This window comes from Pseudomonas sp. IC_126, from assembly GCF_004331835.1.
GTDB lineage: Bacteria > Pseudomonadota > Gammaproteobacteria > Pseudomonadales > Pseudomonadaceae > Stutzerimonas.
The window spans coordinates 158,968-183,642 of the sequence record NZ_SJSS01000001.1; the positions used below are offsets into that span (position 1 = coordinate 158,968).

Consider the following 24,675-nt stretch of genomic DNA (forward strand, 5'->3'; position numbering starts at 1 on the left):
GGCGCAAATCGGCCTGGGCGCGCCAGAAATACGGGCTACAAGCGAGCGGTCGCAAGCGATTGGGGAGAAAAGCCGAGCCCGCGACTCGGCTTTTATGGCGCTGTTCTGTACAATGCGCGCCAACCGTGACTAGCCGAGGTGCCCCATGGATATCATCGAAACCATCAAAGAGCAGATCGAAAAGAACCCGGTGCTGCTGTACATGAAAGGCTCGCCCAACGCGCCGCAGTGCGGCTTTTCCGCCCGCGCGACACAGGCCGTTATGGGCTGCGGCGAGAAGTTCGCTTACGTCGACATCCTGCAGAATCCAGAAATTCGCGCCAACTTGCCGAAGTACGCCAACTGGCCGACCTTCCCGCAGCTGTGGGTCGATGGCGAGCTGGTCGGTGGTAGCGACATCATTCTGGAAATGTTCGAGAAAGGTGAGCTGCAGCCGCTGATCAAGCAGGCTGTGGAAAAAGCCGGCGCCTGATCGCGACGCGTTGTCAAAACCCGCCAAACGGCGGGTTTTTTTGTGGCTGCAACTCTGTATTTCGCGGCGCTGGAAGCTTCGGTATCCGCCACCGGACGCGCTCATCGTGGCTTGCACCAAAAACGAAAACGGGAGCCGATGGCTCCCGTTTTTACAGCAGAAGGATGGTTACTCGTCCATTTGAGACTGCAGGTAATTTTCCATACCGACCTTGTCGATCAGGCTCAGCTGGGTTTCCAGCCAGTCGATGTGCTCTTCCTCTGACTCAAGGATGTCTTCAAGCAATTCGCGGCTACCGTAGTCTCCGACACTTTCGCAGTAAGCGATGGCGACCTTGAGATCTTGCACGCCGCCCTGTTCCAGCTTGAGGTCGCAATCGAGCATTTCACGGGTATTTTCGCCGATCAGCAGCTTGCCCAGGTCCTGCAGGTTGGGCAGGCCTTCTAGAAAGAGGATGCGCTTGATCAGCTTGTCCGCATGCTTCATCTCGTCGATGGATTCTTCGTACTCGTGCTTGCCGAGCTTGCCCAGACCCCAGTCTTCGTACATGCGGGCATGCAAAAAGTACTGGTTGATAGCGACCAGTTCGTTGCCGAGAATTTTGTTCAGGTGCTGGATGACTAGCTTGTCGCCTTTCATGTCGGTGTCCTGCGTCGAATCATGTGCGTATTGCGCGCAGTCTGGCCACGAAGATAGGTCCTGTCAAACCTAAGTCATTGAATGTTAAAGGGTAAACCGGAATAAGAATAAGTCTGTTCCGCGACTCGATGGCAACGTCTTGATTTGCAGGCAGAAAAAAGCCGGGCATGTGCCCGGCTCGGGAAAACTATTTTGTATCAGGCGGGTGCGAAGCCGACCGGATAGGCGAGGGGGGCGTTGGCGCTCTGGATATCGCTCAAGGTCTCGCGGACGACCTGCTTGGCGACGCAGGCGCATTTCCCGCATTGAGTCGCTACGCCCGTAGCTTCACGCACTTCACGATAGCTGCAGCAACCTTCATAGATGGCGTCACGGATCTGACCGTCGGTTACACCTTGGCAAAGACAGACGTACATAAAAATACCCGTTGAGCCTGTTTGATGTCGGCGATGCTAAACAGAATGAGAATGATTGTCAAAGCATCTCGGCCGAGCGGTTTTTCACCCAAACGGTCAGCTTTCGCCTCCCCGATTGCAGGACATTGGCATGGCGAGTCGCTAAAATTGCGAAGTTCTTCGCGCTTTAGAATCCGGGTCGATCGACCGGGTAGGCGCTAGGCCGGTGCCAGCATGCAGTTAAGCGTCCCAACCCTCATCGTCGCCGACATCTATGTGATGCTGCTGGTGGCGCTTTTGATGTTCCTGGCCTGGCGTAGCGGCCGTCGCGAGCCGACGCTCGGTTATCTCTGCCTGACGCTTTTTCTCGGTGTCGTCTCCACGGCGCTGGGCGCGCTGCGCAACATGGGCATCGACTGGATGCCTATCGTCTTGGGTAACTCGCTGCTGGTGTTGGCGCTGGCCTTCAACTGGACGGCAATGCGCGTGTTCGCCGGTCGCGAGCCGCACTGGCAAGGGATCGTTGCTGCTCCACTGATCTGGGCGGGTCTCTGTCTGTTTCCGGCCTTCTTCGATGCGGATGCGCTGCGGTTGCGGATCGCTACGCTGTCGCTGTTCACCATCATTTATATAGGCCTGGCCATGGCGGAACTGTGGCGTAGCCGGCAGGTGATCCAGGTTTCCCTGCACCCGGCCCTGGTGCTGATGGCGATGCATATCGCGGTCTATACCTTGCGCATCCCATTCGATCATGGCCGTCCCTTCGAGGCGTCCGGGCAGCTCAACTTCTTCGCTCTGGTGATCTTCGAAACCATGCTCTACGCAGTGGGCATCGCCTTCGTGACTCTGGCTATGGTGCGCGAGCGAGCCGAGTTGGAGTACCGCCAGGCGTCGCTCAGCGATCCGTTGACCGGAATCGGCAATCGGCGGGCCTTCGTCGAGCATGGCGAGCGGCTGTTGCTGCGTTGTCGCGACTCTGGACAGCAGGTGACGTTGCTGCTCTGCGACCTGGATCAGTTCAAGCGCCTCAATGACACCTTTGGCCACAAGGCCGGCGACCATGCGCTGATCAGCTTTTGTCAGGTGATGAAGTCGCGCATGCGCCGGCAGGATGTCTTCGGACGAATAGGCGGTGAAGAATTCGCCTGCCTGCTGGCGGATGCCGATGCCCGGGTCGCCCGCGACGTGGCCGAGCGCATCCGCAGCGAGTTCGCCAACCTGCCATTCAGTCAGTCTGGCATCCTTAGTGTCAGCATTGGCGTGAGTGATACGGCGCGTGCCGGCTACAGCCTGGACCGCCTAATGGGCGAAGCAGATCGGGCCCTTTATGAGGCCAAGGCGGCGGGGCGTAATTGTGTCCGGGTGGCCATTTAACAGGCCGCTGAAAAACTACCTGCGTTGGCAGTACTGCGTTAAAAACAGGCTCGGCGAGCCGCTTGCGGCTAACGCGCTTTAGCGCGGCCCGGAGGGCGAACGAAGTGGGTATTGCTCACCTAGACCACTAGACTCCGTGTCTCTCGTCTGTCTGATTCGCTACGCTCACCCTTCGGGCCAGCCTGCGGCTGTTACTCCCGTTGGTCGTTGCGCCTTGTCTTGCCTGCCTCGCCTACGTTTTCAACGGCCTGTTAAGCCAGCAGCCTGCCGCCGCGGTTTGCTAGACTGCGCCCCTTTTTCCAGGTGACGCTCCCATGGCCCTGCAAGCGACTCCCTATAAGGTCGAACTCAACCTGACCGATCTCGATCGCGGCGTTTACGAAAACCTGCGCTTCACCGTGGCGCGCCATCCGTCCGAAACCGAGGAGCGCCTGGGTATCCGGCTGATCGCCTATGCGCTGTGGTACGGCGAGCAGCTGGCCTTCGGCCGAGGGCTTTCCGATGTGGACGAGCCGGCGCTATGGGAAAAGAGCCTGGATGGCCGCGTGTTGCACTGGATTGAAGTCGGCCAGCCGGATGCCGAACGCCTGACCTGGTGCTCCCGGCGTGCCGAGCGTGTCAGTCTGGTGGCCTACGGCAACCTGCGGGTCTGGCAAGGCAAGGTGGTCGATGCGGTGAAGGGATTGAAGAACCTGTCCATCGCCGCCATCGAGTCGGACAGCCTCGCCGAGCTGGTCAAGGATCTGCCGCGCAGTATTCAGTGGGGCGTGATGATCAGTGACGGCACGCTGTTCATCACCGACGAGCGCGGCCAGTTCGAAGTTTCCCTGCAATGGCTGCTCGGCGAGCGTTGAGTTCTCCTGTCCCTTCGATTTGTTGACCGAAAAATGCGTATAGAACACCGTTCATTGCCTGCGACTCTGCCTGACCTGGGCGACCTGCCTCCGCTACTGACGCGCCTGTACGCGGCGCGCGGCGTTCAGTCGGTGGCCGAACTGGATAAGGGTCTGGCGCGGCTGATTCCCTATGGCCAACTGAAGGGCATCGATGCGGCCGTGTCGCTATTGGCCGAGGCGCTTGAGCAGCGTCAGCGTATTCTGTTCGTCGGCGATTTCGATGCGGACGGCGCCACCGCCAGTACCGTCGGTGTGCTGGGTTTGCGTCAGCTTGGCGCCGCCCATGTGGATTATCTCGTCCCCAATCGCTTCGAATATGGCTACGGCCTGACGCCTGAAATCGTTGCCGTGGCGCTCGAACGTCAGCCCGACCTGCTGGTGACGGTGGACAACGGCATCTCCAGCGTGGACGGCGTGGCTGCGGCCAAGGCCGCAGGGCTCAAGGTGCTGGTGACCGACCATCACCTGCCGGGGCACGAGCTACCGACGGCTGATGCCATCGTCAATCCCAACCAGCCGGAATGCGCGTTCCCCAGCAAGTGCATCGCTGGCGTCGGGGTGATCTTCTACGTGCTGTTGGCTCTACGCGCGGCGCTGCGTGAAAAGGGCTGGTTCAACCGCAATGGTTGGGCCGAGCCGAACCTGGCCGAGCTGCTGGATCTGGTGGCGCTGGGCAGCGTCGCCGACGTGGTCCCTTTGGATGCGAACAACCGCATCCTGGTGCATCAAGGTTTGGCACGGATTCGCGCGGGGCGGGCGCGCCCCGGCTTGCGTGCGATCCTCGAAGTCGCCGGACGTGACCACAAGCGCATCACTTCAACCGATCTTGGTTTCATCCTCGGCCCACGGCTGAACGCGGCGGGGCGCCTGGACGACATGGCGCTGGGCATCGAATGCCTGCTCTGTGAAGACGAAGCACTGGCGCGCGACATGGCCGTACAGCTCGACCAGCTCAACCAGGATCGCAAGGGCATCGAGCAGGGCATGCAGCGCGAGGCGCTGGCGCAGCTCAAGGATCTGCCGCTCGAGGACATGCCGTTCGGCCTTTGCTTGTTCGAGCCGGATTGGCACCAGGGCGTCATCGGCATCCTCGCTTCGCGTCTGAAGGAGCGCTATCACCGCCCGACGATCGCCTTTGCCGATGCCGGGGAGGGGATTCTGAAAGGATCGGCACGCTCGGTGCCGGGCTTCCATATTCGCGATGCGCTGGATGCAGTCGCAGCGCGCCATCCTGGTCTGATCAGCAAGTTCGGCGGCCATGCGATGGCGGCCGGTCTGTCGTTGCCGCAAGCCAACTTCGACACCTTTGCGGCGGCGTTCGATGCCGAGGTTCGGCGCCAGTTGTGCGAGGACGACCTCACCGGTCGATTGCTGACCGATGGTCAGCTCAGCATCGAAGAATTTCATCTGGAGCTGGCCAAGGCGCTACGTAATGCGGGGCCCTGGGGGCAGCATTTCCCCGAGCCGGTATTCCATGGGGTGTTTCAGTTGGTGCAACAGCGCCTGGTCGGCGAAAAGCACCTGAAGTTGGTGCTCAAGAGCGAATGCGGCTCTCTGACCCTAGATGGCATCGCCTTTAATATCGACCGGGACATCTGGCCCAACCCCAACGTGCACTGGGCGGATCTGGCTTACAAGCTGGACGTCAACGAATTTCGCGGGCGCGAAAGCGTGCAGTTGTTGGTCGCTCATATCGCGGCGCGTTGAGTATTGCGTTTTGATGCGTGGGCATCCGCCGCCTGGGTGTCGTGACGACCTTTTCCCCTCACCCTAGCCCTCTCCCTCAGGGGACTGGTCCGAGTTCGCATGGCCTATAGCGTTGGACCGAACGAGGGCAGTAAGGCAGCCGCATAAATTGCCCTCACGCGAAACGATCGCTCCAGCATAATCAGGCTAGGCACGCAGCCGCTCGAAACAACACCGATCTAACTCTCGCCCCACCGGGGAGAGGGCTGGGGCGATGGAGCGTGGCAACCCACTACGCAGAGCCCACGCCAAACACGCATGCGCTTCTAGCCCGCAGCCACATCCAGTCCACCATTAACCCCGCAACACGCCGTCACCGATTCATTCACCAAGCGCAGCCGTGACCAGGCAAGATCGTCGAAACAGTCTGTACTGAGGGATGTCCAACCCGCATCCAACGCAGTCGAGGTTTCCATGACACAGCTTTTCCAACCACTCACTCTGCGCCAGTTGACGTTGCCCAACCGCATTGCTGTTTCGCCCATGTGCCAGTACTCGGCCAAGGCCGGTATGGCCAACGACTGGCATCTGGTGCATCTGGGCAGCCGGGCGGTAGGCGGTGCGGGCCTGGTCATCATCGAGGCGACCGCCGTTACCGCCGACGGGCGTATTTCGCCGGAAGATCTCGGCATCTGGTCTGACGACCATGTCGAGCCGCTGCGCCGAATCACGCGCTTCCTCCATGCTCAAGGCTCGGTTGCCGGGATTCAGTTGGCCCATGCCGGGCGCAAGGCGAGCACCTGGCAGCCTTGGCTGGGGCGGCACGGCAGCGTTCCGATCGCTGCTGGCGGCTGGACGCCGGTCGGCCCGTCCACCATTGCCTTCGATCCGGAGCATGCTGTGCCTACTGCGCTGGACGAGGCGGGGATCAAAGATGTCATTCAGGCCTTCGTGCGCGCCGCCGAACGCGCGCTGGCGGCGGGCTTCAAGGTCGCCGAAGTGCATGCTGCCCATGGCTATCTGCTGCATCAGTTCCTGTCGCCTTTGTCCAACCAGCGCCAGGATGGCTACGGCGGCTCGTTCGACAACCGCATTAGACTGCTACTGGAAGTGACTCAGGCGGTGAGGGGCGTGTGGCCGGAAGAGTTGCCATTGTTCGTCCGGCTGTCGGCGACCGACTGGGTGCAGGACGGCTGGAACGCCGAAGAAACCGTCGAACTGGCCCGTCGCCTCAAAGCCATAGGCGTGGATCTGATCGACGTGTCTTCTGGCGGCACCGCCGTCAATGCCGAGATTCCAGTTGGGCCCGGTTACCAGACGCAGTTCGCCGAACAGGTCCGGCGCGAGGCGGGTATCGCCACCGGTACCGTCGGGATGATCACCGAGGCGGTCCAGGCCGAACACATTCTGCGCACTGGGCAGGCCGATTTGATCCTGCTGGCCCGCGAGCTGTTACGCGATCCGTATTGGCCGCTGCATGCCGCCGAAGATCTGCGTGATAACTCAGTGCCATGGCCTGCGCAATACGTGCGCGCCGCCCATCGAAATACGCCGATTCGGCAGGTTCCCGATTCGCTCGATTGAATCCGGTTCATTTCTTTTTTGCAGGAGACACTCATGAAAACCAGCGGTTTGCTCGATCAGTTGCTTAAGTCCGGTCAGGATCTACTGCAGAAACAGCAGGGGTCGGTTTCGCGGCAATCGAATCCCCCAGGCGGCGGTTCGCTCGGCGGCATTCTCTCGGGAGCGGGTGGTTCCCTCGGTGGGATTCTAGGTGGCGGCGGTGGCGGGCGTGGCGCGATGGCGGCCGGAGCGCTCGGGATGTTGCTGGGAAGCAAGAGTGGGCGCCGCATGGGTGGTAAGGCAGTCACCTATGGCGGCTTGGCCGCACTCGGCATGCTGGCCTACAAGGCCTATGGCAACTGGCAGGCGCAGCAGGCCGGCGCGGCGCGAACGAGCACTATGCAGGCCGAACCGAAGACGGTCGATCGGCTGCCGCCCGAACAGGTGGAAGAGCACAGTCGAGGCATCCTCCGAGCGCTGGTCGCGGCGGCCAAGGCTGACGGTCATGTCGACGATCAGGAGCGCAAGATGATCGAGGCAGAGTTCGCACAGCTGACCGGCGACCCGGAGCTGCAGCACTGGCTCGAAGCGGAGCTGAACAAGCCGCTGGATCCAGTCGAGATCGCCGCTGCCGCCACCACGCCGGAAATGGCCTCGGAAATGTATCTGGCCAGTGTGCTGATGGTCGACGAAGAGCACTTCATGGAACGCGCCTACCTGGACGAACTGGCCCGTCAGCTCAAGCTCGACGCAGGATTGAAAGCCGAACTGGAAAGCCAGGTGCGCGGCGTCTCGGCCTAATGTCGGTCAGGGGGCCTGATTATGGCCCCACCATTTTTGGCTTTTCAACCGAGCTTGACATTCATCGCGCCAGCGATCCCGCACGGGCTGTCAGCCGCAGTCTGCTGCGCTATAATCGTCGGCTTTTCAAAACGTCCGCTTGAGAGCTGCCTATCTATGGAAATCAACCCGATCCTCAACAGCATCAAGGACCTGTCCGACCGCACCCAGTCAATTCGGGGGTATCTTTGACTACGACCAAAAGCATGATCGTCTCGTCGAAGTAAACCGCGAACTCGAAGACCCTAACGTCTGGAACAACCCTGAGTACGCCCAGAATCTGGGCCGTGAGCGCGCCACCCTGGCACTGATCGTCGAAACCATCGACGACCTCACAAGCAGTCTGGCCGACTCCCGTGACCTGCTCGACATGGCCGTCGAAGAAGACGACCAAGGTGCGGTAGACGACGTCGCCGCCGAGCTGGACCGTCTGCGCGGCATCCTCGAAGGGCTGGAATTCCGCCGCATGTTCAGCGGCGACATGGACCCCAACAACGCCTACCTCGATATCCAGGCCGGCTCCGGCGGTACCGAGGCTCAGGACTGGGCCAACATGCTGCTGCGCATGTACCTGCGCTGGGTCGACAAGCACGGCTTCGACGCGACCATCATGGAGCTGTCCGAGGGCGAAGTCGCCGGCATCAAGGGCGCCACGCTGCACATCAAGGGCGAATATGCCTTCGGTTGGCTACGCACCGAGATCGGCGTGCACCGCCTGGTGCGCAAGAGCCCGTTCGACTCCGGTAATCGCCGTCACACCTCGTTCACGGCTGTGTTCGTTTCGCCGGAAATCGATGACAACATCGAGATCGAGATCAACCCGGCGGACCTGCGCATCGACACCTACCGTTCATCCGGTGCCGGCGGTCAGCACGTCAACACCACCGACTCGGCAGTGCGCATCACCCACGTGCCGACCAACACCGTGGTCAGCTGCCAGAACGAACGTTCCCAGCACGCCAACAAGGACACCGCCATGAAAATGCTGCGGGCCAAGCTGTACGAGCAGGAGATGCAGAAGCGCAACGCCGCCTCCCAGGCGCTGGAAGACACCAAGTCGGACATCGGCTGGGGCCACCAGATTCGTTCTTACGTGCTCGATGCTTCGCGGATCAAGGACCTGCGTACCGGAATAGAACGCAGCGACTGCGACAAGGTGCTGGACGGGGATATTGACGAGTACCTCGAAGCCAGTCTGAAACAAGGGCTGTAAGGCAGAACATTCGATGGCCACGGACCTTCCCGACGCGGGAGCGTCTGGCCGAAGCGATTCCGGAGCGTAGGGTGGGCTTCAGCCCACCGGAACGGGCAATACTGGTGGGCTGAAGCGGAACGCCGCCCGGCCCACCCTACGTCCTCCAGCCCCACCTACGAGATCACCCATTTCGATTCACCATTACGCGCCAGGCATTTGAAACTATGAGCGAACAACCGCTGAACCAGCACGCCATCCAAGAGGAAGAAAACAGCCTGATCCTTCAGCGCAAGGAAAAACTGGCCGCCGAGCGCGCCAAGGGCAATGTCTTCCCCAACGACTTCCGTCGCGACAGCTATTGCAACGACTTGCAGCTGAAGTACGCGGATAAGACCAAGGAAGAGCTGGCAGAAGCGGCGATCCCGGTAAAAGTCGCCGGTCGCATCATGCTCAACCGCGGCGCCTTCATGGTGCTGCAGGACATGAGCGGGCGCATCCAGGTCTACGTCAACCGCAAGACACTGCCACCCGAGACCCTGGAAGCTATCAAACACTGGGACCTGGGCGACATCATCGCCGCCGAGGGCACCCTGGCGCGTTCGGGCAAGGGTGACCTCTATGTCGAAATGACCGACGTGCGGTTGCTGACCAAGTCGCTGCGTCCGCTACCGGACAAACACCACGGCTTGACCGACACCGAGCAGCGCTACCGCCAGCGCTACGTCGACCTGATCGTCAACGAAGAAACCCGCCACACCTTCCGCGTGCGTTCGCAAGTGATCGGCCACATCCGCAAGTTCCTCAACGAGCGCGGCTTCCTGGAAGTCGAGACGCCGATGCTGCAGACCATTCCTGGCGGCGCTGCGGCCAAGCCGTTCGAGACTCATCACAACGCGCTGGACCTGCCGATGTTCCTGCGCATCGCGCCGGAGCTCTACCTCAAGCGTTTAGTGGTGGGCGGCTTCGAGCGCGTCTTTGAGATCAACCGTAACTTCCGTAACGAAGGCGTTTCGACCCGGCACAATCCCGAGTTCACCATGCTTGAGTTCTACCAGGCCTACGCCGACTACGAAGACAACATGGATCTCACCGAAGAGCTGTTCCGCGAACTGGCGCAGCTGGTTCTGGGCACCACCGACGTCCCTTACGGCGACAAGGTGTTCCACTTCGGCGAGCCGTTTGTGCGGCTTTCGGTGTTCGATTCGATCCTGAAATACAACCCGGACATCAGCGCCGCCGACCTGCAGGACATCGATACCGCGCGCGCCATCGCCAAGAAGGCCGGCGCCAAGGTGTTGGGCTTCGAGGGGCTGGGCAAGCTGCAGGTGATGATTTTCGAGGAACTGGTCGAGCACAAGCTGGAGCAGCCACACTTCATCACTCGCTATCCGTTCGAAGTGTCGCCACTGGCCCGGCGCAGCGACGACGATCCGAGCGTCACCGACCGCTTCGAGCTGTTCATCGGAGGCCGCGAAATCGCCAACGCCTATTCCGAGCTGAATGACGCCGAGGACCAGGCCGAGCGCTTCCATGCGCAGGTGCGTGATAAGGACGCCGGCGACGACGAAGCCATGCATTTCGACGCTGACTTCGTCCGCGCGCTGGAATACGGCATGCCGCCGACCGCCGGCGAGGGCATCGGCATTGACCGCCTGGTGATGCTGCTGACCAACTCGCCGTCGATCCGCGACGTGATCCTGTTCCCGCACATGCGTCCCGAGGTCTGACCTCGGCTGTTCCCGCTCGGTGAGTTTCGCCGAGCGGGTGCTGTTCCGCTGTATGTATCTGGCGGTCGCCCCGGAACCGGAAATGCACCGCACCGAACGCCAACCCTCCGCATCACTGCAGTTGCCGCATGGCGTCTGCATCTATCGCCACCGGCTCGATGGCTTCAGATCGGTCACCGCCTGCCGACAGCTTTATATCGCTGGCGAGGCTGTTCGCGAACCGGACACGGATCGCGAGGGTCCGCTGATGTATAGTTTGAAGGCTACGGATCACTGACGAGGTACGGATGAATACCCGTAACAATCTCGATGAGTACCAGAGCACGGTTCGTGCGTTGTCCGACCGCATCGTCGAGGCACAAACCCCTGTGCGGGTGCTCGATGCGGTGAAGTGGGACGAGAATGTCCGTCAGGGCTTTTTCGCCGCAGGGGGGCGCGAGCTGCCCAAGGTCGATCGCGCCTATTACGAAGGCCGACCACTGGCCTTTGATTCCAGCGCCAAGAAGGAAGAGTTCCAGAACATCGAGCGTGACATCACCCGTCAGCTGGGTCAGTTCAACCCAGTCGGGCAGATCATGCGCCGCATGTGCAAGGAATACCGCATGGTGATCCGCATGCTCGAAGCGCGCGGTACTGCCGACTTCGGTCTGATCTCCCAGGAACTCTACGGCGCCGCTTCGGATGCCTTCCATGCCGGCGACCCGACCTTATCCGACCTCGGCCTGATGCTTTCCGATTACCTGAATAACATCGCCGACCGGGGTGATCTCAAGGACGAAGCCAAGACGCTGGACGCCCCGCAGGCGGTGGAGATGCTACAGCGGCGGTTGGACCTGGTATTCGGCGAAGGCGAGGGCGTGATCCGCGTGTTCGAGTCCGACGGCATCCTCGCCGATGCCGCAGCCGGCGCCGACTACATCAAGATCCGCAGCGATGCGATGTTCAACGAGCGCGACGTGCGTGCGCTGGAGGTGCACGAAGGCCTTGTGCATGTGGGCACCACGCTCAACGGGCAGAACCAGCCGATCTGCACCTTCCTTGCGAAGGGCCCGCCGTCTTCTACCGTGACGCAGGAAGGCCTGGCGATTCTGATGGAAGTCATCGCCTTCGCCTCCTACCCGACGCGTCTGCGTAAGCTGACCAACCGCACCCGCGCCATCCACATGGCCGAGGAGGGCGCGGACTTCCTCGACGTGTTCGCCTTCTTCCGCGACCAGGGCTACGCCGAGGACGAGTGCTACAGCAACGCCAGCCGGGTTTTCCGCGGCTCGCTCCCGAATGGTTTGCCCTTTACCAAGGACCTGTCCTATCTGAAGGGTTTCATCATGATCTACAACTACATTCAGCTTGCGGTGCGCAAAGGTCGGTTGGAGCAGATTCCGCTGTTGTTCTGCGGCAAGACCACCCTGGAAGACATGCGCACCCTGCGCCAGTTGGTGGACGAGGGCATGGTGGTACCGCCCAAGTACCTGCCTCAGCAGTTCCAGGATTTGAACGCGCTGTCGGCCTGGATGTGCTTTTCCAACTTCCTCAACCACCTGAGCCTGGACCGGATCGAAGCGGATTACGCCAACATCATCTGAGCGACGCGCATGAAAAAGCCGGAGCATCTGCTCCGGCTTTTTTGTTCATCGGCCCTGTATCAGAACAGCGTGTTCGGCAGATAAGTCGCGATCTGGGGAAAAGCCATGATCAGGCCCATGCCGATGATGTTGACGATCACGAAAGGAATCACCGACCAGTAGATGTCCTTCATGGTGATACCGGGCGGGACGATGCCTTTGAGGTAGAACAGGTTGAACCCGAACGGCGGCGTCATGTAGCCGATTTCCATATTGATCACGAACAGCACGCCGAACCAGATCGGATCGAAGCCTAGCGACGCGATGATCGGTAGGAACACCGGCAGGGTGATCAGCATGATACCCACCGGATCGAGCAGCATGCCCATGACGAAGACGATGGCCATCATGAAGATGACGATCGCCCAGCGCCCGCCCGGAAGATCCATCATCAAGCCTTCGATCAACGACTGCGCGCCCATGCCCTGATAGGCCGAGCTGAAGGCGTGGGCCGCGAACAGAATCCACGCGATCATACCTGTCAGCTTGAAGGTGCGGATAGCCGCTTCCTGAAGCACTGGCCAGTCGAGCTTGCGATACAGCGCCGCGGAGATCAGCGCACCGAGCACGCCCATCGCCGCCGCCTCGGTCGGTGTGGTCACGCCGCCGATGATCGATCCGAGCACCATTACCACGATCCCGATCGGCAGCAGCACGGCGCGTACGGCACGGAATTTTTCCGGCCAGCTGCCGCGTTCTTCCTTTGGCAAGGCGGGTGCGAGGTGGGGTTGCAGGAATGAACGTACCAGCACGTAGGTTACCGTCAGAGCGACTAGCAGCAGCCCCGGCAGCACGCCGGCAGCGAACATCTTGCCGACCGATTGGCCGCTGATCATGGCGTAGAGGATCATCATGATGCTCGGCGGAATCAAGATGCCCCAGCCGCCGCCGGTGTTGATGCAACCCAACACCATGCGCTTGTCGTAGCCGCGCTCGAGCATTGCCGGCAGTGCAATGGTGCCCATCGCCACCACCGCGGCGCCGCTGATGCCAACCATGGCACCGAACACCGCGCAGATGCCCAGCGTGCCGATCGCCAGCCCGCCGCGCATGCCACCGCACCACAGGTGCATCATGCGGTAGAGGTCGCGCGCCACGCCTGTTCGTTCCAGCAGCATGGCCATGAAGACGAACAACGGGATGGCCACCAGGGTGAAGCTTTCCATCGTGCCCCACATCTGCGAGGCGACCATATAGAAGGCGTCTGCGCCCCAGGTGAAGTACAGAAACAGCACCGAGACGCCACCCAGCACGAAGGCCAGCGGCAGACCGAGCACGAGGAAAAATATCAGGGTGAGAAAGAACAGCAGCGTCGTGACTTCGATGCTCATTGGGCATCCTCCGCGTGCTTGGTGTCGCTGGCCGGTTCGCGGCCCAGGGCGATGAGGATGTCTTGCAACAGCTTGGCGATGCCCTGCAACAACAGCAGCAACGTACCGAGGGGAATCATGGCCTTGATCGGCCAGATCGGCGGGTTCCACGCCGAGTAGGAGGTCTCCATGCTCTGGATCGACTCCCATGCCATGGAGCTGCCGAAATACAACAGCGCGGCCATGAACAGGAAGAACATGCTGGAGGTGAAAATGTCGATCCAAGCGCGAGTGCGTGGGCCGAACGATGAATACAACAGGTCCACGTTTACGTGGTCACGGTGCACCATCACGTAGCCGCCCGATAACACCACATAAGCACCGAAGAGCATCTGCCCCAATTCGTTGGTCCAGGAAGTCGGACTCGTGAATAGATAGCGCATGAACACTTCGAGCAGCAGTAGCGCGAAGATGAGGAAAATCAGGTAGGCCACCCGGCGGCCGATGAATTCGTTGAGCCAGGTGATGCCGTTGATGTAGGCATGGATCAGGCGCATGACGAGCCCCACGAGCAAGGATTAAGCAAATCATTCGCCCGGCGTGGAAGGCCGCGTCGGGCGAATAATCAGACGAGGGGTTTACAGATAACCGAGATCACCAAGGAAAGACTTGAGCATTTGCAGGGCTTCTGCGGCCTTGTCGCTGCGCTTGCCTTCTTCTTCCCAAGACTTCTGTGCCACCTCTCTCAGGCGCTTCTGCACATCGTCAGGCAGCGTGTTGACCTGAACACCCTGTTCGCTGATCGCTTTTCTCAGTGCGATCTGCTCTTGATACAAATACTCGTTGGTGCGGTACCAGAACTGCTCGTCTAGGACCTGCTTAACCACTTCCTGATCGCGCGCGGACAGCTTGTCCAGCGCCTTCTGGCTGACGATGATCACATCGGTGCCAGCGATGTTGAGGGCGGGCCTGACGTGATGTTTCGCCACCTCGTAGAAGCTCATGCTCGCCGCACCTTGCACCGCGCCCCAGTGGGCACCGTCGACCACGCCGGTATCAAGGGCCGGATACAGCTCGCCGCCTGGCAGGTAAGTTGTCGAAGCGCCGGCATCGTCGAGGAATTTCTGCAACGCGCCGGAGGAGCGAATCTTCAGTTTGGTGAAATCCTCCCAGCTGTTGATCGGCTTCTTTACCACCATCTCTGTCGGGTAGACCTTGTCGGTCGACCAGTAAACGCCATGCTGAGCCGCTTCTTCACGAAGCATGTCCTCGAAGCCCATGTGCTTATGGAAGTAGGCGGTTTCCCAGACATTCTGGAAGGCGAAGGGCAGGCCCGAGGCGATGCCGGCGAGGCTGATTTTGTCTTGCGCGTAGCCCGGCGAAATGGTGCCCATCTGCAGGATGCCGCGGCTGACCGCGTTGAAGGTCTCCTGCGGCTTGAACAGAGCGCCGGACTCGAACAGCTGCAACTGCAGACGGCCTTCGGTGCGTCTTTCAATTTCATTTTTCAGACGCACTAGGCTGTCTTCGAAAGAGCTACTGGCGCTCGGCCAATGTGATTGAACGCGCCACTTCGTCACGTCTTGCGCCGCAGCCATTTGCGGGAGAGCGATGGCGGCGGCTAACGCCACCAAGCTGGCCGGAAGGAGTTTTCTGAGCAGGGGCATGGATGTCATAACGCGTCCTCTTGTTGTAATTGGCTGACGGCCATTTGTATTGCGCTTATGTCTTTATGTTCCGCAGAGCAAAACTTGTTTTTACAAAAGTAATCGGAAAACTAGCATAGCGCACGGCATTTTCAACCGCTGGCAGAACGCTATCCGTGCACTTTTTGTTTCTGATGATCACCGACCCTGTCGGCTATCAAGTCTCATGGCACTTCGATATTGACTTTAGACGCCTGTGGTTGTGACTCATCATAATTTTGCTCAATGGAACTAGATTTCGAATTGACGCGTTGTTTCTGGCATGCCAGCTTCAAAAAGAGACAGGCTGTTGAAAATCAGTCGACAGGATTCGCTATGCGATTCAGTGCGGGAGGCTTTGTCGATCGCAGGCACAACAACAAGAAGGAAACGGCGATGTATGAACTGACCGGTAAAGCGCTACAGCTCCATGAACAGCTCACGGCTTTCATGGACGAGTATGTCTATCCAAACGAGCATCTTTTCCACGAGCAGACGGCTTCCGCCGAAAATCGTTGGGCGCCACCGCCGATTCTTGAAGAACTCAAAGCCAAGGCTCGCGCAGAGGGGCTGTGGAACCTGTTCCTGCCGGAGAGCGAATTCGGTGCCGGGCTGACCAATTTCGAGTACGCCCACCTGTGCGAAATTATGGGTCGCTCGCACGGCGCCGCCGAGATATTCAACTGCTCGGCCCCTGACACCGGGAATATGGAGGTGCTGACGCGCTATGGCACGCCGGAGCAGCAGGAACAGTGGCTGAAGCCGCTGCTCAATGGCGAGATACGTTCCTGCTTCTCCATGACCGAACCTGACGTGGCATCGTCCGATGCCACCAACATCGCCTGCGAGATTCGCCGCGAAGGCGACGAGTACGTGATCAACGGGCACAAGTGGTGGTCGTCCGGCGCGATGGCAACCACCTGCAAGATCGCCATCGTCATGGGCAAGACCGATCCCTCAGCCGAGCGCCATCGCCAGCAGTCGATGATTCTCGTGCCGCTGGACACGCCTGGCGTGGAAATCACCCGGGCGCTCCACGTGTTTGGCTACGACCACGCCCCTCATGGTCATGCAGAGATCCATTACAACAACGTTCGCGTCCCGGCCAGCAACATGCTTCTAGGTGAAGGCGGTGGCTTCGAGATCGCCCAGGGCCGTCTCGGTCCAGGCCGCATCCACCATTGCATGCGCACCATCGGTGTAGCCGAGCGAGCCTTGCAGGCCATGTGCGAGCGCGTTCATTCCCGCGTGGCATTCGGCAAGCGGCTGGCCGACTTCGACTCTATCCGCAAGGACATCGCCCGCTCGCGCATCGAGATCGAGCAGACCCGCCTGCTGACTTTGAAGGCCGCGCGCATGATGGACACCGTGGGCAACAAGGTGGCGCGGCAGGAAATCGCCATGATCAAGGCGGCCGCACCGAGCATGGCGCTGCGGGTGCTGGATCGCGCGATCCAGGTACATGGTGCCAAGGGCGTCTGCCAGGACAGCTTTCTGGCGGCGGCCTGGGCCCACCAGCGCACGCTGCGGCTGGCTGATGGCCCGGACGAGGTGCATCTGGACACCATCGCCAAGCTTGAACTGCAGAACTATTCCAGCAAGCGCTGAGCTTCCGACAAAACCAATAAGAAGGACGCAGTCACATGAATAATCCGTTATTCGATCTGTCCGGAAAGGTGGCGTTGATCACCGGTTCCACCCGTGGCATCGGTCGCTCCATTGCCGAAGAGATGGCCCGTTGCGGCGCGAAAGTCGTCATTTCCAGCCGCAAGGCCGATGCCTGCGAGGCGGTGGCCGCCGAGCTCAAAGCCGCTGGTCATGAGGCCATTGCGGTGCCTTGCCACGTTGGCCGTAAGGAAGATTTGCAGCGGTTGGTCGACACCACCTTGCAAACCTGGGGGCGCATTGACGTGCTGGTCTGCAACGCGGCCACCAATCCGGTCTACGGTCCGACCAGTGAGCTGACTGATGATGCCTGGGACAAGATCATGGACACCAACGTCAAGGGCACCTTCTGGTTATCCAATATGGTGCTGCCGCAAATGGCCGAACGTGGCGAGGGCGCGGTGATCATGCTCTCCAGCATCGCCGGGTTGCGAGGCAATACCGTGATCGGCACCTATGGCGTGTCCAAGGCGGCCGAAGCGGCGCTGGCGCGCAATCTGGCTGCCGAGTGGGGTCCGAAGGGCATCCGCGTCAACGCCATCGCGCCGGGGCTGGTGCGTACCGATTTCGCCAAGGCATTGCTCGACGATCCGGAGCGGGTTCGTCGGGCGGCCGAGAAAACCCCGCTGCGCCGTATCGGCGAGCCGGTGGATATCGCCGGGCTCGCGGTCTTTCTCGCGGCGCCTGCCAGTGCCTATATCACTGGTCAGGTAATCGTCGCGGATGGTGGCGAAACCGCATGCTGAGGGGCCGGTAATGAGCGAACCCGAACTGATCGAGGTCCTGCCGGCCCATCGTTTCGATGAGGACGCGCTGGCTCGGTATCTGCGCCTGCATTTGCCGGAGATGGGTAAAGAACTGAGCATCCGCCAGTTCCAGGGCGGCCAGTCCAACCCCACCTATCTATTGGAAAGCGGCGGGCGTCGTTATGTGCTGCGCAAGAAGCCGCCGGGGAAGGTGTTGCCCTCGGCACACATGGTCGAACGTGAGTACAAGGTAATCCGCGTGCTATCCGAGCATACCCGTGTGCCGGTGCCGCGCGTGCATCTGCTGTGCGAGGACGACAGCATCATCGGTACCGCCTTCTACGTCATGGATCACGTGGCGGGGCGGATCTTCAGTCATCCGGCGCTGGAAGGGGTGGTCACCGAAGAGCGGCAGTCGATCCACCTCGCAGCTGTCGATACGCTGGCCGAGCTGCATCAGGTCGATGTCGAGGCGGTTGGGCTTGGCGATTTCGGCAAGGCTCAGGGCTATTTTGCCCGCCAAGTGAAGCGTTGGTCCGGCCAGTACCAAGCTTCCCGCACCGGCGACATGCCAGCGATGGAGCAGCTGATGCGATGGCTGTCGGAGCAGGTGCCGCAGCGCGACGAGTCCGCCATCGCCCACGGCGACTACCGCCTCGGTAATCTGATCTTCGAACCTGGAGCACCAAAGGTCGCGGCGATTCTCGACTGGGAGCTGTCCACCGTCGGTCACCCCTTGGCCGATCTCGCTTATTTCTGCTTGCCCTATCACCTGCCAGCCGGTGTGGATGGCTTGCGTGGACTGGTCGGCACCGACCTACATGCGCAAGGTGTGCCGTCTGAGCAGCAAGTACTGGAACGTTATTGCCAACAAAGCGGACGCGCCGATGTCGCGCAGTGGCATGTCTTCGTGGCGTTTTCGCTGTTCCGTCTCGCGGCGATTCTGCAAGGCGTTTACGCCCGTGCGCTGCAGGGCAATGCCAGCAATGCCGATGCGCTGCAGGTCGGCCAGCGCGCCGGTTTGCTTGCAGAAGCTGGCTGGCGCATCGCCCAGCGCGGCGACAGGGGAGAATCGGTATGAGCGATCCATTGCTGCGCCGCGTCCTGCTGACCAACGACGACGGCATCGCCGCGCCGGGGCTGGCCTTGCTCGAACGGATCGCCGCGCAACTGGCCGAGGAGGTCTGGGTCGTCGCGCCCGAGCACGACCAGAGCGGCACCGGCCAAGGCATCTCTGTGCATTCGCCGCTGCGGGTGTATCGCCACGGCGAGCGGCGCTTCGCCGTTTCTGGCACACCGTCCGACTGCGTGATGTTCGCCATGGCCGAGTGGCTGCAGGATTCGCCGCCCGATCTGGTGCTCTCTGGCGTCAACAGCGGGGCGAATATTGGCGACTCGGTGCCTTACTCAGGAACCATCGGTGCGGTGCTTAGCGCTGATCTGCTGGGGTTGCCGGCCATCGGCCTGAGCCAGGCCTTTCTTGATCGCACAGATATCGATTGGTCCTGTGTCAAAACCTACGCTGAAACCACGATCCGCGAACTCTGGATGCGCCGCGCGGAAGGCGGCTGTTGTTGGAACGTCAACTTTCCCGCCTGCTCGGCCGACGCGGTCAGCCATATGCGGATGACCCAACAGTCGCGCGGCTCAATTACCAAGCCGCGCCTGCAGGCCGGCCGGGACGGTCGAGGTCTGCCGTATTGGTGGCTTGGCTTCGAGCATTCCTCCTCGCACATCGTTGCGCCTGAGGCGGACGTCACGGCGCTGCGCGAGAAACGCATCGCCATCACACCCTTGCGCGACACCCAGGGCTGGCTCGACTGGGGCGAAGAACGGGCCATGGCCGAACTGGCCTCTAATATGGATTCAGGAGTTCTGTAATGTTCACTCGTCATCACGCAGTCTGGCCCGAGGATCTGCCCAAACACCTGACGGTGCCGGAAACCAGCCTGTTCGCCAATCTGGAGATCTCCGCCCGGCGCTTCCCGGACAAGACGGCCATCGTCTATTACGACACCCTGATTACCTACACCGAACTGCTGCATGAAGTAGAGGCGCTGGCCGGCTACCTGCATAACCTGGGCGTCGCCAAGGGCGATCGGGTGCTGCTGTATATGCAGAACTCGCCGCAGTTCACCATCGCGTATTACGCGATCCTGCGTGCGGACGCCGTGGTGGTGCCGGTCAACCCGATGAACCACAGCGCCGAGCTTGAGCACTACCTGCACGATACCGGCGCGAGCGTCTGCATCTGCGGCCAGGAGTTGACCGGCTTCATCGCGCCGCTGGCTGGCACCGCGCAGCTGCGTCAGGTGATCGTCGCGGCCTATTCGCAGTACGTCCGACAACCCACCGATCTGGCGCTGCCGGCAGAGGTGCAGGCAGCGCCGACCACGCCGGATTTCGCCGGTGGCGTCAGCTGGAGCGAGGCCCTGAGCGCGGGTCATGCGCCGGGCCCGCACACCGCCGGCCCGGACGATCTGTGCGTGTTCCCCTACAGCTCCGGCACCACCGGCGCACCGAAGGGCTGCATGCACACCCATCGCTCGGCCATGGCGACCATCATTCATCGCGTGGTCTGGACCAACAGCACCAGCGAATCGGTGATTCTCGCAACGTTGCCGTATTTCCATGTCACCGGTATGCAGGGCGCCATGAGCGGGCCGATCTACAACGGCGGCACCGCGGTGATCATGACCCGCTGGGATCGCAAGGTGGCGGCGAAACTGATCGAGCGCCACGCGGTAACCGGCTGGGTCAATATCGCGACCATGGCCATCGACTTTCTCGCCGATCCGGATCTCGAACAGTACGACCTGTCCAGCCTGGTCAGCGTCGGCGGCGGCGGGGCGGCGATGCCCAAGGCGGTGGAGGAGAAGCTGCACCGGCTTACCGGTCTGCGCTATATCGAGGGCTACGGTCTGTCCGAAACCATTGCCGCCACCCACATCAACCCGGTGGCGAAGCCCAAGGCGCAGTGCCTCGGCATTCCGGTATTCGACGTGGATAGCCGGGTTATTGACCTGACTACGCAACGTGAACTCGGCCCCAACGAGGTAGGTGAGATCGTCAGTCACGGTCCGCAGGTGTTCGTCGGTTACTGGAACCGGCCAGAAGAGACCGAACGTGCCTTCATTGAGCTGGACGGTAAGCGTTTCTTCCGTACCGGGGACATGGGCTACTACGACGAGGACGGCTATTTTTTCATGGTCGATCGCGTCAAGCGCATGATCAACGCGTCGGGTTTCAAGGTCTGGCCGTCAGAGGTCGAAAGCTTGATGTACCGTCATCCGGCGATCCAGGAATGCTGCGTCATCTCGCGCCCCGACCCGAAGCGCGGCGAGACGGTGAAGGCCTGCGTTGTGCTGCGTGACGGTCAGGCCGGGCTGGTCAGTGAACAGGACGTCATCGACTGGTGCAAGGCGGAGATGGCGGCCTACAAGGCACCGGTCTACGTCGAGTTCGTCGCGTCGCTGCCGCGCTCGTCCACCGGCAAGCTGATGTGGCGCGCCTTGCAGGAAGAAGAAAATCGCAAGCACGCGAGTGCGCAGGAGGCCTGACCGCACAGTCCCGGCTGCGAGTCATGCCGATGCGCTTTCGAATCCAATGGAGAAGACCTTATGCAAGAACCAACTTCGACGAATCGGGACGCGGAATGGCAGGTGCGCAAGGACCTCGCCGCAGCTTATCGGCTGGTGGCTCACTTCGGCTGGGACGACCTCGTTTTCACTCACCTGTCTGCGCGCGTGCCGGGGCCAGACCATCATTTCCTGATCAACCCGTACGGCCTGCTGTTTCAGGAAATCACCGCCTCGTCGCTGGTGAAGGTCGATAGCGACGGACAGATCGTCCAGAGCGGCAGCCTGCACCGGGTCAATCCGGCTGGCTTCACCATTCACAGCGCTATCCATATGGGCCGTGAGGATGCCGGCGCGGTCATGCATCTGCATGCCGCCGACGGCACGGCGGTCTCGGCGCACCGCGATGGCCTACTGCCGCTGAGCCAGACAGCGATGCTTTGCCTGGATCACATCAGCTACCACGACTACGAGGGTGTGGCACTGGACCTGAGCGAGCGCGAACGGCTGATCCGCGATCTTGGCGACAAGCAGATGATGATCCTGCGCAACCATGGCGTGCTTACGGCGGGGAGCACCGTCGCCGAAGCCTTCACTTACCTGTATTTCCTGATGAAGGCTTGCGAGATTCAGGTGCGTGCACAATCCTGCGGGCCGACCTATCAGCCATCCACCGCTGCCATCGAGACCACTCGCCAGCAATCGGCCGAACTGGGCAAAGCCGCCAAGCTGACCTGGCCGGCGCTGTTGCGCTTGCTGGAAGCCAACGGTCACGTCTACGCGATATAGCATCCGCGGCAGATGGCACCCTTTCCAATAATTTTGAGGCAGAGCGTCCGTGAAAATCCTCTTCGTTGCCGCAGATCCCAAGCCCGAGCGCTGGACCAACCTGATTAAGCAGCATCTTCCAGACGCTGAGATTCAGGTTTGGCATCCGGATAGCCCGGGTTACGGTGCCGACTACGCCATCGTTTGGCATCCGCCGGCGGCGTTGTTCGACAAGGAACCGCAGCTCAAGGCCGTCTTCAATCTCGGCGCCGGGGTGGATGCGCTGGTGCGCGTGCCGAACCTGCCGCGCGACATTCCCGTGGTGCGCCTGGAAGACGCCGGCATGTCGGTGCAAATGGCTGAATATGTTGCGTATCACGTCATCGGCATCAGCCGTGACATGGACGCCTACCGCGAGCAGCAAGCCGCAGGGCAGTGGAAACTGCGCCGGCCGATCGAGCGCAGCGAATGGCCGGTTGGCGTGCTCGGGCTCGGCCAAATCGGCCAGCGCGTCGCCCGCACCTTGGCCGGGCTGGACTATCCCGTGTGCGGCTGGGCGCGCTCCAAGTACGACATCGAGGGCGTGCGCAGCTTCGCCGGCGAGGCCGAACTGGACAGCTTTCTGGGCGAAACCCGTGTGCTGATCAATACGCTGCCGCTGACCGACAGTACTCGCGACTTAATCGACTACTCGCTGCTCGCGAAGCTGAGGCCTGATGCCGTGGTGATCAACGTCGGTCGCGGCGAGCATCTTGTGGATCAGGATCTCTGCCGCGCCATCGAAGAAGGCCGCGTTGCCCGCGCGGTGCTCGACGTGTTCCGTGAAGAACCGCTACCGACGACACATCCGTTCTGGCACATGCCGCTGGTGACCATCACCCCGCATGTCTCGGCGCGGACCCTGCGCGAAGCGACCATTGCGCAGATCGCCAGCAAAATCGCTGCGCTGGAGCAGGGGCAGGCCATCAGCGGTGTCATCGATATTCAGCGCGGTTACTGAGCGAGCGGCAGACGGACCTGCCAAGACAGCGCTCTGCGCCCGATCGCGGTGCTTTCACCCAAGGCTGGGAATTTTGCGACAATGCCGCCTCTTTGATCAGGCGAGCCCGTCCATGTCCGAACGTAACCCCATCCCGCTGATCCTCACCGCGATCGGCAGCGTCATCGGTACCGTCGCGGTGCTGTCTTACTATGGCTACGTGCATATGGCCAAGCCGGAGGACGCCCTGCTGCTAGCCGACTACACCATGCTCAAGACCATTCCCGGCGAAGACTATCGCGTCTCGCTGAAGCCGGCGGCTCAGGTGGCCGAATGCATCGACGGCGTTCTGGTGCTTTTCGACACCGAGCAGAAGGGGCTGACCGGTGTGCTGGTAGACAACCGCAAGCGTGCGATCCGCTGCATGGGGCAGCAGGTGCCGATGAGCGAGGCACCGGCAGCCCAGCAGTGATGCTTGGCGATGCGTTCGGTAAAGTCTTGAGCGAACAGTGCCAGCTTCGAAACAGGTGACGAGTCGCTTGAGCCCGGCTACATATATGTATGAGCGGCACACTTGGAAGGCATTCTGGGCGCATTGGCCGCACACGGCTTAGCGCTTGATGGCGGAGTGGGGCGAAGCTTAGACGTATCAGCAGCCTGAAGCCCGCCACGAGGGCGGGCGTACAGTCAGGCAAAAGGGGATCATTCCATGGACGAACGTGGCGCGACGCGCTGGTTGTCATTGGAAATCGTCACCTCTACGCGGCGATTCATCGCCCGGCCTGAGGTCGAGCCATTGCTTGCCACCGGATACTCTTCACCATAACCAACCGTCTGGATGCGCTGTGGATCGACGCCCGCATGGGTCAGGGCGCGTTGAACGGATTGGGCACGTCGCTCGGAGAGCTGCTGGTTGTAGCTGGCAGCGCCGGTGCTGTCGGTGTAGCCCTCGACCACGACCTTGCGCTCCGGGTTGTCGTTGAGGAATTCGGCGAGCTTCTGCACACCGCGCATGCCGGACTGCTTGAGTTCCGCCTTGTCGAGGTCGAACAGCACATCACCGAAAGTTACCAAGGTGCCGCGTTCGGTCTGCTTGGCTTGTAGATCCTGCTGCAACTTGCGGATTTCTTCCTGCTGGCGCTGGAGCTGCTGCTCGCGCGATTCGAGGCGGGCTTCGGCGCGTTTGGCGGAGGCTTTCTCGATTTCCTGCTCGGCGGTACGCAGAGCGATGGTCTGCTCGGCTAGCTCGATTCGACGCTGGGTCAGATAGGCGAGCTGATCCACCTTTTCTTCGTCCGCATCGTTCAGGTAGGCCTGGTTGGCCTTCTCCAGCATTTTGCCGGCGTCTTCGGTTTCCAGCGCTGCCAGGGTGGCGGAACGGGCGTCCGCCTGTAGCTGCGAATACTGTCCGCGCGCCTGTTCGAGGTTCTGGTTGGGTTGCGAGGAGCAGGCGGCCAAGCCGATGGTCATGGCCAACACGGTAGGGAGCGTCAGTAATTTATTCATAACGAATCATCCTGTCTTGAAGGTGTGGG

At 61.1% G+C, this 24,675-nt stretch carries 24 protein-coding genes; 18 read left to right on the plus strand and 6 right to left on the minus strand.

Going from position 1 to position 24,675, the window contains the following annotated elements:
• Window positions 1-145: 145 nt before the first annotated feature.
• Window positions 146-472 carry a Grx4 family monothiol glutaredoxin gene (grxD, locus tag E0D86_RS00700; RefSeq protein WP_131648064.1) on the plus strand — a complete coding sequence of 109 codons (327 nt, stop codon included), beginning with the start codon at window positions 146-148 and terminating at the stop codon, window positions 470-472.
• A 168-nt stretch (window positions 473-640) separates the two neighbouring features.
• Here the strand turns inward: grxD and bfr are convergent, their stop codons facing one another.
• Together bfr and E0D86_RS00710 are read right to left on the minus strand one after the other, a co-directional pair.
• Window positions 641-1,111, minus strand: a complete 471-nt coding sequence (bfr, locus tag E0D86_RS00705) for a bacterioferritin (RefSeq protein ID WP_131648065.1) — start codon at window positions 1,109-1,111, stop codon at window positions 641-643.
• Window positions 1,112-1,308: 197 nt separating this feature from the next.
• Entirely contained in the window at window positions 1,309-1,527 is a 219-nt protein-coding gene (locus E0D86_RS00710) for a bacterioferritin-associated ferredoxin (protein WP_131648066.1), read from the minus strand.
• A 213-nt stretch (window positions 1,528-1,740) separates the two neighbouring features.
• Here E0D86_RS00710 and E0D86_RS00715 point away from each other — a divergent pair, with 213 nt between their 5' ends.
• The 9 genes from E0D86_RS00715 to E0D86_RS00755 all read left to right on the plus strand — a co-directional run bounded on the left by E0D86_RS00715 (window position 1,741) and on the right by E0D86_RS00755 (window position 12,370).
• Window positions 1,741-2,880: a GGDEF domain-containing protein gene (locus E0D86_RS00715; protein ID WP_131648067.1), complete on the plus strand. Its 1,140-nt coding sequence runs from the start codon at window positions 1,741-1,743 to the stop codon at window positions 2,878-2,880.
• 314 nt (window positions 2,881-3,194) lie between these two features.
• A complete protein-coding gene (locus E0D86_RS00720; RefSeq protein WP_131648068.1) occupies window positions 3,195-3,734 on the plus strand; it encodes a YaeQ family protein in 540 nt (179 codons plus the stop codon).
• Window positions 3,735-3,767: 33 nt separating this feature from the next.
• Entirely contained in the window at window positions 3,768-5,483 is a 1,716-nt protein-coding gene (recJ, locus tag E0D86_RS00725; RefSeq protein WP_131648069.1) for a single-stranded-DNA-specific exonuclease RecJ, read from the plus strand.
• 453 nt (window positions 5,484-5,936) lie between these two features.
• Window positions 5,937-7,046, plus strand: a complete 1,110-nt coding sequence (locus E0D86_RS00730) for an NADH:flavin oxidoreductase/NADH oxidase (RefSeq protein ID WP_131648070.1) — start codon at window positions 5,937-5,939, stop codon at window positions 7,044-7,046.
• Between the two features lie 33 nt (window positions 7,047-7,079).
• Window positions 7,080-7,826: a tellurite resistance TerB family protein gene (locus E0D86_RS00735; RefSeq protein ID WP_131648071.1), complete on the plus strand. Its 747-nt coding sequence runs from the start codon at window positions 7,080-7,082 to the stop codon at window positions 7,824-7,826.
• Window positions 7,827-7,982: 156 nt separating this feature from the next.
• Window positions 7,983-9,078 (plus strand): peptide chain release factor 2 gene (gene prfB / locus E0D86_RS00740; RefSeq protein ID WP_131648072.1). Its coding sequence is split into 2 segments (ribosomal slippage): window positions 7,983-8,054 and window positions 8,056-9,078, totalling 1,095 coding nucleotides; the frame shifts between segments, so codons are not numbered across the junction.
• Between the two features lie 206 nt (window positions 9,079-9,284).
• Window positions 9,285-10,787: a lysine--tRNA ligase gene (lysS, locus tag E0D86_RS00745; protein ID WP_131648073.1), complete on the plus strand. Its 1,503-nt coding sequence runs from the start codon at window positions 9,285-9,287 to the stop codon at window positions 10,785-10,787.
• Between the two features lie 82 nt (window positions 10,788-10,869).
• Window positions 10,870-11,064, plus strand: coding sequence for a hypothetical protein (locus tag E0D86_RS00750; RefSeq protein ID WP_131648074.1), 195 nt, complete (start codon window positions 10,870-10,872; stop codon window positions 11,062-11,064).
• Window positions 11,065-11,074: 10 nt separating this feature from the next.
• Entirely contained in the window at window positions 11,075-12,370 is a 1,296-nt protein-coding gene (locus E0D86_RS00755; protein WP_131648075.1) for a flavohemoglobin expression-modulating QEGLA motif protein, read from the plus strand.
• Between the two features lie 59 nt (window positions 12,371-12,429).
• Here E0D86_RS00755 and E0D86_RS00760 read toward each other — a convergent pair whose 3' ends face one another.
• The 3 genes from E0D86_RS00760 to dctP form a co-directional block, all read right to left on the minus strand.
• Entirely contained in the window at window positions 12,430-13,740 is a 1,311-nt protein-coding gene (locus E0D86_RS00760; protein WP_131648076.1) for a TRAP transporter large permease subunit, read from the minus strand.
• Window positions 13,737-14,276: a TRAP transporter small permease subunit gene (locus tag E0D86_RS00765; RefSeq protein ID WP_131648077.1), complete on the minus strand. Its 540-nt coding sequence runs from the start codon at window positions 14,274-14,276 to the stop codon at window positions 13,737-13,739. The genes E0D86_RS00760 and E0D86_RS00765 overlap by 4 nt, the downstream gene beginning before the upstream one ends.
• Window positions 14,277-14,357: 81 nt before the next feature.
• Complete coding sequence (dctP, locus tag E0D86_RS00770; RefSeq protein WP_131648078.1) at window positions 14,358-15,395, minus strand: TRAP transporter substrate-binding protein DctP; 1,038 nt, start codon at window positions 15,393-15,395, stop codon at window positions 14,358-14,360.
• Between the two features lie 405 nt (window positions 15,396-15,800).
• On the opposite strand from dctP, the gene E0D86_RS00775 reads away from it, so the two are divergent.
• The 8 genes from E0D86_RS00775 to E0D86_RS00810 all read left to right on the plus strand — a co-directional run bounded on the left by E0D86_RS00775 (window position 15,801) and on the right by E0D86_RS00810 (window position 23,612).
• Entirely contained in the window at window positions 15,801-17,012 is a 1,212-nt protein-coding gene (locus E0D86_RS00775; protein ID WP_131648079.1) for an acyl-CoA dehydrogenase family protein, read from the plus strand.
• Between the two features lie 35 nt (window positions 17,013-17,047).
• Window positions 17,048-17,815 carry an SDR family NAD(P)-dependent oxidoreductase gene (locus E0D86_RS00780; protein WP_131648080.1) on the plus strand — a complete coding sequence of 256 codons (768 nt, stop codon included), beginning with the start codon at window positions 17,048-17,050 and terminating at the stop codon, window positions 17,813-17,815.
• A 10-nt stretch (window positions 17,816-17,825) separates the two neighbouring features.
• Complete coding sequence (locus E0D86_RS00785) at window positions 17,826-18,896, plus strand: phosphotransferase (RefSeq protein ID WP_131648081.1); 1,071 nt, start codon at window positions 17,826-17,828, stop codon at window positions 18,894-18,896.
• Complete coding sequence (gene surE, locus E0D86_RS00790; RefSeq protein WP_131648082.1) at window positions 18,893-19,696, plus strand: 5'/3'-nucleotidase SurE; 804 nt, start codon at window positions 18,893-18,895, stop codon at window positions 19,694-19,696. Before E0D86_RS00785 ends, surE begins: the two co-directional genes overlap by 4 nt.
• The gene (locus E0D86_RS00795) at window positions 19,696-21,375 is read left to right on the plus strand and encodes a long-chain fatty acid--CoA ligase (RefSeq protein ID WP_131648083.1); all 1,680 of its coding nucleotides are present in this window, start codon (window positions 19,696-19,698) and stop codon (window positions 21,373-21,375) included. Before surE ends, E0D86_RS00795 begins: the two co-directional genes overlap by 1 nt.
• 60 nt (window positions 21,376-21,435) lie before the next feature.
• On the plus strand, window positions 21,436-22,182 hold the full coding sequence (locus E0D86_RS00800; protein WP_131648084.1) for a class II aldolase/adducin family protein: 747 nt from the start codon (window positions 21,436-21,438) through the stop codon (window positions 22,180-22,182).
• A 49-nt stretch (window positions 22,183-22,231) separates the two neighbouring features.
• The gene (locus E0D86_RS00805; RefSeq protein ID WP_131648085.1) at window positions 22,232-23,161 is read left to right on the plus strand and encodes a glyoxylate/hydroxypyruvate reductase A; all 930 of its coding nucleotides are present in this window, start codon (window positions 22,232-22,234) and stop codon (window positions 23,159-23,161) included.
• 112 nt (window positions 23,162-23,273) lie between these two features.
• Complete coding sequence (locus E0D86_RS00810; RefSeq protein WP_131648086.1) at window positions 23,274-23,612, plus strand: hypothetical protein; 339 nt, start codon at window positions 23,274-23,276, stop codon at window positions 23,610-23,612.
• Window positions 23,613-23,842: 230 nt separating this feature from the next.
• Here E0D86_RS00810 and E0D86_RS00815 read toward each other — a convergent pair whose 3' ends face one another.
• Window positions 23,843-24,646, minus strand: a complete 804-nt coding sequence (locus tag E0D86_RS00815) for an OmpA family protein (protein ID WP_131648087.1) — start codon at window positions 24,644-24,646, stop codon at window positions 23,843-23,845.
• Window positions 24,647-24,675: the final 29 nt, after the last annotated feature.

Excerpts from the sequence above, each read along its gene's own strand:
- surE (WP_131648082.1), top strand. The coding sequence starts at position 18,893 with ATGAGCGATCCATTGCTGCGCCGCGTCCTGCTGACCAACGACGACGGC.
- bfr (WP_131648065.1), bottom strand. The coding sequence starts at position 1,111 with ATGAAAGGCGACAAGCTAGTCATCCAGCACCTGAACAAAATTCTCGGC.
- lysS (WP_131648073.1), top strand. The coding sequence starts at position 9,285 with ATGAGCGAACAACCGCTGAACCAGCACGCCATCCAAGAGGAAGAAAAC.
- E0D86_RS00760 (WP_131648076.1), bottom strand. The coding sequence starts at position 13,740 with ATGAGCATCGAAGTCACGACGCTGCTGTTCTTTCTCACCCTGATATTT.
- E0D86_RS00815 (WP_131648087.1), bottom strand. The coding sequence starts at position 24,646 with ATGAATAAATTACTGACGCTCCCTACCGTGTTGGCCATGACCATCGGC.
- E0D86_RS00765 (WP_131648077.1), bottom strand. The coding sequence starts at position 14,276 with ATGCGCCTGATCCATGCCTACATCAACGGCATCACCTGGCTCAACGAA.
- E0D86_RS00710 (WP_131648066.1), bottom strand. The coding sequence starts at position 1,527 with ATGTACGTCTGTCTTTGCCAAGGTGTAACCGACGGTCAGATCCGTGAC.
- dctP (WP_131648078.1), bottom strand. The coding sequence starts at position 15,395 with ATGACATCCATGCCCCTGCTCAGAAAACTCCTTCCGGCCAGCTTGGTG.
- E0D86_RS00715 (WP_131648067.1), top strand. The coding sequence starts at position 1,741 with ATGCAGTTAAGCGTCCCAACCCTCATCGTCGCCGACATCTATGTGATG.
- E0D86_RS00735 (WP_131648071.1), top strand. The coding sequence starts at position 7,080 with ATGAAAACCAGCGGTTTGCTCGATCAGTTGCTTAAGTCCGGTCAGGAT.
- E0D86_RS00800 (WP_131648084.1), top strand. The coding sequence starts at position 21,436 with ATGCAAGAACCAACTTCGACGAATCGGGACGCGGAATGGCAGGTGCGC.
- E0D86_RS00730 (WP_131648070.1), top strand. The coding sequence starts at position 5,937 with ATGACACAGCTTTTCCAACCACTCACTCTGCGCCAGTTGACGTTGCCC.
- E0D86_RS00795 (WP_131648083.1), top strand. The coding sequence starts at position 19,696 with ATGTTCACTCGTCATCACGCAGTCTGGCCCGAGGATCTGCCCAAACAC.
- E0D86_RS00785 (WP_131648081.1), top strand. The coding sequence starts at position 17,826 with ATGAGCGAACCCGAACTGATCGAGGTCCTGCCGGCCCATCGTTTCGAT.
- E0D86_RS00810 (WP_131648086.1), top strand. The coding sequence starts at position 23,274 with ATGTCCGAACGTAACCCCATCCCGCTGATCCTCACCGCGATCGGCAGC.
- E0D86_RS00780 (WP_131648080.1), top strand. The coding sequence starts at position 17,048 with ATGAATAATCCGTTATTCGATCTGTCCGGAAAGGTGGCGTTGATCACC.
- E0D86_RS00750 (WP_131648074.1), top strand. The coding sequence starts at position 10,870 with ATGCACCGCACCGAACGCCAACCCTCCGCATCACTGCAGTTGCCGCAT.
- E0D86_RS00775 (WP_131648079.1), top strand. The coding sequence starts at position 15,801 with ATGTATGAACTGACCGGTAAAGCGCTACAGCTCCATGAACAGCTCACG.
- E0D86_RS00720 (WP_131648068.1), top strand. The coding sequence starts at position 3,195 with ATGGCCCTGCAAGCGACTCCCTATAAGGTCGAACTCAACCTGACCGAT.
- grxD (WP_131648064.1), top strand. The coding sequence starts at position 146 with ATGGATATCATCGAAACCATCAAAGAGCAGATCGAAAAGAACCCGGTG.
- E0D86_RS00755 (WP_131648075.1), top strand. The coding sequence starts at position 11,075 with ATGAATACCCGTAACAATCTCGATGAGTACCAGAGCACGGTTCGTGCG.
- recJ (WP_131648069.1), top strand. The coding sequence starts at position 3,768 with ATGCGTATAGAACACCGTTCATTGCCTGCGACTCTGCCTGACCTGGGC.